The following is a 4,960-nucleotide window of genomic DNA, read 5'->3' as shown; positions in this document are numbered from 1 at the left end:
TCGTACCCTGCATCATGGAACTGGGCGGCAAATCGGCCGCTGTCGTTTATTCCGATGCCGATCTCGTATGCCGCCTTCTGCTTGAAAAAATCGAGAATCCCGAATATCTCCGGCTGCAGGATGTAGCGCCCGTTGATGTATAGATTGGAGGGTGCCGTGCCGGTCTTCGGCTTCTCCACCATGCCGGTGATGCGGAAACCGTGATGCGTATCCTCGCCGCGACCGACGATGCCGTATTTATGGGCCTCGGCGGGGTCGCATTCCTGAACCGCGACGATGTTGTTGCCGGTCTCGGCATAAAGCTCGACCATCTCCTTCATGCAGCTTTTTTCCGACTGCATGATCATATCAGGCAAAAGCAGCGCGAAGGGCTCGTCCCCGACGAGCTCGCGGGCGCACCAAACGGCATGGCCAAGGCCAAGCGGGACCTGCTGGCGCGTGAAGCTGGTCTGCCCCGGCGAGGGTTGCAGCCGCTGCAGGCGGGCGAGCTCGTCGTTCTTGCCGCGCTGGGCGAGCGTGTCATAGAGTTCGAACTGGACGTCGAAATGGTCCTCGATGACCGCCTTGTTACGGCCGGTCACGAAGATGAAATGTTCGATGCCGGCTTCGCGTGCCTCGTCGACCACATACTGGATAACTGGCCTGTCGACGACAGTCAGCATTTCCTTGGGTATGGCCTTGGTGGCCGGGAGAAACCGGGTTCCGAGACCGGCGACCGGGAAAACTGCCTTGCGAACTCTCTTCATGCTGTCAATTATCCGTTTGTAAGCCTGTTCGGCAATCCCGCTTCGAGACATTTTCGTGCCGGAATCGAGGATTATGGAACGGCTGGTCAGAAAAAAATTTGTAGTTCGTAAAGCACCGACGCGGCTTTTCGTTCCCAACGGCACCTATGGTAAACCAATTGCTAACCGGCTTCGGCGATGAATGATCTTCCTGTGATGATGAAGGAGGAAAAGATGTCCGTTCGCAACGCCGCAAAGCGCTTCACCAGCGTCGTTGCGGCCGCCAGCCTTTCGCTCGCCTTACTGATGCCCGCCGGATCTGCTTTTGCCGACGCCGGCTTCCGGCAATGGGTGGCGAGCTTCCGCGCCACCGCAGTGCAGAGCGGCGTTTCCGGCGCCGTTTATGACCAGGCGTTCCAGGGGATCAGCGATGCCGATCCGGTCGTGCTGGAAAAAGCGCGTTATCAACCCGAATTTACCGCGCCCGCCTGGGATTATTTCGACAACCGCGTCCATGACCAGTCGGTCGCTGTCGGCCAGCAGATGGCCAGGAAGTGGAAGCCTTGGCTGGACAGGATCGAGGCAAAATACGGCGTCGACCGCTACATCCTGCTGGCCATCTGGTCGATGGAATCGAACTACGGCGAAATCCTCAAGCGCGATGAGGTCATGCGAAATGTCGTGCGTTCGCTGGCAACGCTTGGCTATGCCGACCGCAGGCGATCGAAATTTGCCCGCACCCAGTTGATCGCGGCGCTGAAGATCCTGCAAAGGGGCGACATCGACAAAAGCCACCTCAGCGGCTCATGGGCTGGCGCCATGGGCCATACCCAATTCATTCCCACCAGCTATCAGGCCTATGCGGTCGATATGGATGGCGACGGCAGGCGCGACATCTGGAATTCGATTCCCGATGCATTGGCCACGGCCGCCAATCTGCTCAGGAAGAACGGCTGGCAGGCCGGCAAGACCTGGGGCTATGAAGTCAGCCTTCCCGATGGGAAGAAGTTCCCGGCCGGATCGAAGTCGCTGTCGCAATGGCAAGCGCTGGGTGTCACGCGTGTCAACGGCAAGCCCTTCAAGAGTGGTGCGGAGAAGGCCACGCTGAAAGTACCGGGCGGCCGCGGCGGCCCGGCCTTCCTGATGATCAAGAATTTTTCGGTCATCAAGCGCTACAACAATGCCGACAAATACGCGGTTGCCGTTGGCCTTCTTGCCGACGAAATCGCCGGCTATGGTGGGCTTGTGCAGGACTGGAAGCGGCCTTTCACGAAGCTCTCCTTCGAGGAGAGGCAAGAGCTTCAGCAGCGGCTTTCCCAGTACGGCTACTATGACGGCAAGTTCGACGGCAAGATCGGCGAGGGATCGAAGGCCGCCATCATGGCCTTCCAGGCGAAGGCTGGCTTGACCCAGGACGGACATCCGAGCATGGAAGTGCTCAAATGGCTCAGGCAGAACTAGCCTCGCATAGGGAGACAACAACCTGGAGCATCGGACCCAAAACCGTTGGCAATCCGATGCTCGAGCGGCGGCACGGTTGGACTTGGGTCCGGCGCTCTTAAGGGATGGAGAGGGTGATTGATTTCGGCTGCGCGTATCCAGGTGATCCTTCGTCGCGTGCCGATCCTGATTCTGGCTGTTGCCGTTCTGGCCGTCAGTACTGCCGCCGCCTTTCATACGCCGGCCGTAGCGCAGGAAGAACAAAGGCGTGGCTGGTCGCTGCGCGACCTGTTGTTTCTGCGCCGAAGCGAGCGGGTGGAACCGCCGCCGCGACAAATTCAGAGAGCCAGGCCGCCGAAGGCCAGGGCAAAAAAGCCCCGCGCCGCGCCGCGCCGGCCGGCTGAGCCGACAACCCCCATTGTCGAGAAGGCGCCGGATGCCCGCACCGTTCTGGTGGTCGGTGATTTCATGGCGAGTGGCCTTGCCGAAGGTCTGGATACCGCCTTTGCCGAAAACAACAAAATCAGGATCGTCGTTCGCAGCAACGGTTCGTCCGGTTTCGTGCGTGACGATTTCTACAACTGGCCCGAACAGATCAAGTCGCTGATCGAGACCGAAAAGCCCGCGGCCGTAATCGTCATGCTGGGCTCCAACGATCGGCAGCAAATGCGCGTGAACGATGAGCGCGAACAGCCGCGGTCCGAAGGCTGGGACAAGGAATACGAACGCCGGACCGAAGCATTCGGCAAGGCCATTGCATCGGCCAAGGTACCGTATCTGTGGGTCGGCATGCCGGCATTCAAGGCGCCGAAGATGACCTCCGACATGCTGGCTTTCAACGACATCTACCGCTCGACGGCCGAAAGTCATGGCGGCGAATTCGTCGACATCTGGGACGGTTTCGTCGACGAGGACGGCGCCTTCGTCACCAGTGGGCCTGATATCAACGGCCAACCGGTGCGCCTACGCACCGACGACGGCATCTATGTGTCGAAAGCCGGCAAACGCAAGCTCGCCTTCTATGCCGAAAAACCCTTGATGAAGATGCTTGGAATGACCGCGCCCGCGGGCACACCGGCGACTTATGCGCCGGCGGGCGCTCCCGTCGAGGCGCCGGCACCGGCACCCATGGCCGTCGATCGCACCGTGCCGATGCTGCTCAACGATCCGGCGCTCGATGGCGGTTCGGAGCTTCTCGGCGCAGCGCCGCCGGCAAAGGCGGACGGGCTCGGCGAAAAACTCGTCGTCGAGGGCAAGGCATCAGATGCTTCGCCCGGCCGCGCCGACGACTTCCATTGGCCGCCCAGGGCGCAGCCTGCGGCGGCGGCCGCAAACGAAACGACAACGGCGATCAATCCTTGATACGAGGCTCGGAGACCGTTTCGAAACTCGCTACTGTGAGTCATATGAGGGTGTTTTCGAGAACCGGAGCGGAGCGTACATTCGAGTATGTGAGCACCGGCCTACGCCGGCCGTAGCCTTAACTGCCACGACCGCTCATGAGTGCTTCGGCCGGCAAAGGCCGGAAGCGCAGAAAACGCCCTCAGATGGCCGCAGGAGTAGAGTTTCCAAACGGTCTCAGCGCGGTAGCACGCTCGATCCCATCAGTGCCTCGTCGATCGAGCGCGCCGCCTGCCGGCCCTCGCGGATCGCCCAGACGACCAACGACTGGCCGCGACGGACATCACCCGCCGCATAGAGCTTTTCGACGCTGGTCCTATAGTCGCGGTCATTGGCCTCGACGTTGTTCGAGCGGCGGCTGTCGATGGCGATCTTCATCTGGCCGCCCAGCTCCGACACCGGTCCGACGGCGGCCGGCCCGGCAAAGCCGATGGCGATGAAGGCGAGATCCGCGCGGATGACGAATTCCGTGCCGGCGACCGGCTTGCGCTTTTCATCGACCTCGCAGCATTTGACGCCGGTCAACGCGCCGTCCTCGCCGATGAATTCGAGCGTCGCCACCTGAAACTCGCGCTCGGCGCCTTCGGCCTGCGAGGACGAGGTGCGCATCTTCGTTGCCCAGTAGGGCCAGACCGAAAGCTTGTCTTCCTTTTCCGGCGGCTGCGGCCGGATGTCGAGTTGGGTGACGCGGACGGCGCCCTGGCGGAACGCGGTGCCGACGCAGTCGGATGCGGTGTCGCCGCCGCCGACGACGACGACATGCTGGCCACCGGCGACGATCGGCTGCGAGGGCCACGCCACCGACTGGATCGGCTCGCCGCCGACGCGCTTGTTCTGCTGCACCAGATAGGGCATCGCGTCATGCACGCCGTCGAGATCGTCGCCGGGAATGTTGGCAGGGCGCGGTGTTTCCGATCCGCCGCAATAGAGCACCGCATCGTACTCGGCGAGCAGCTCCGCCACCGGCTTGTCGACGCCGACATTGATCCCACAATGGAAGCTCACGCCCTCGCCCTGCATCTGCTCGATGCGCCGATCGATATAGTGCTTCTCGATCTTGAAGTCGGGGATGCCATAGCGCATCAGCCCGCCCGGCCGGCTCTCGCGCTCATAGACGTGGACGTCGTGGCCGGCACGGCCAAGCTGCTGGGCGGCGGCCATGCCGGCCGGCCCCGAGCCGATGATTGCGACGCGCTTGCCGGTCTTCTTTTCCGGCGGATAGGGCCGGATATGACCGGTTTCATAGGCCTTATCGGCGATCGCCTGTTCGATCGTCTTGATGGCGACCGGAATGTCCTCGAGGTTCAGCGTGCAGGCTTCCTCGCAAGGTGCCGGACAGATGCGGCCGGTGAACTCCGGGAAATTGTTGGTCGAATGCAAGTTGCGGATCGCAT

Annotated in this window: 4 protein-coding genes; 2 read left to right on the top strand and 2 right to left on the bottom strand. The window is 61.8% G+C overall.

Annotated features, from left to right (window positions below; translation table 11 throughout):
* On the bottom strand, positions 1-755 hold a 755-nt coding region (locus EOB36_RS33090; RefSeq protein WP_245467965.1), incomplete at its 3' end, for a UTP--glucose-1-phosphate uridylyltransferase.
* Positions 756-959: 204 nt separating this feature from the next.
* On the opposite strand from EOB36_RS33090, the gene EOB36_RS33085 reads away from it, so the two are divergent.
* Together EOB36_RS33085 and EOB36_RS33080 are read left to right on the top strand one after the other, a co-directional pair.
* Positions 960-2,186, top strand: coding sequence for a lytic murein transglycosylase (locus EOB36_RS33085; protein WP_126105124.1), 1,227 nt, complete (start codon positions 960-962; stop codon positions 2,184-2,186).
* Positions 2,187-2,303: 117 nt separating this feature from the next.
* Positions 2,304-3,527 carry a DUF459 domain-containing protein gene (locus EOB36_RS33080; protein WP_095484064.1) on the top strand — a complete coding sequence of 408 codons (1,224 nt, stop codon included), beginning with the start codon at positions 2,304-2,306 and terminating at the stop codon, positions 3,525-3,527.
* A 216-nt stretch (positions 3,528-3,743) separates the two neighbouring features.
* Here the strand turns inward: EOB36_RS33080 and EOB36_RS33075 are convergent.
* Positions 3,744-4,960, bottom strand: a 1,217-nt coding sequence (locus tag EOB36_RS33075; RefSeq protein ID WP_164897699.1) for a glutamate synthase subunit beta, incomplete at its 5' end; no start/stop codon positions are given.

It is taken from the genome of Mesorhizobium sp. M6A.T.Cr.TU.017.01.1.1 (assembly GCF_004023115.1).
Taxonomy (GTDB): Bacteria; Pseudomonadota; Alphaproteobacteria; order Rhizobiales; family Rhizobiaceae; genus Mesorhizobium; species Mesorhizobium mediterraneum.
This window is presented reverse-complemented; position numbering and strand designations above follow the sequence as displayed.

What these genes read in the sequence shown, in the direction of transcription:
- EOB36_RS33085 (WP_126105124.1), top strand. Translation starts at nt 960, where the DNA reads ATGTCCGTTCGCAACGCCGCAAAGCGCTTCACCAGCGTCGTTGCGGCC.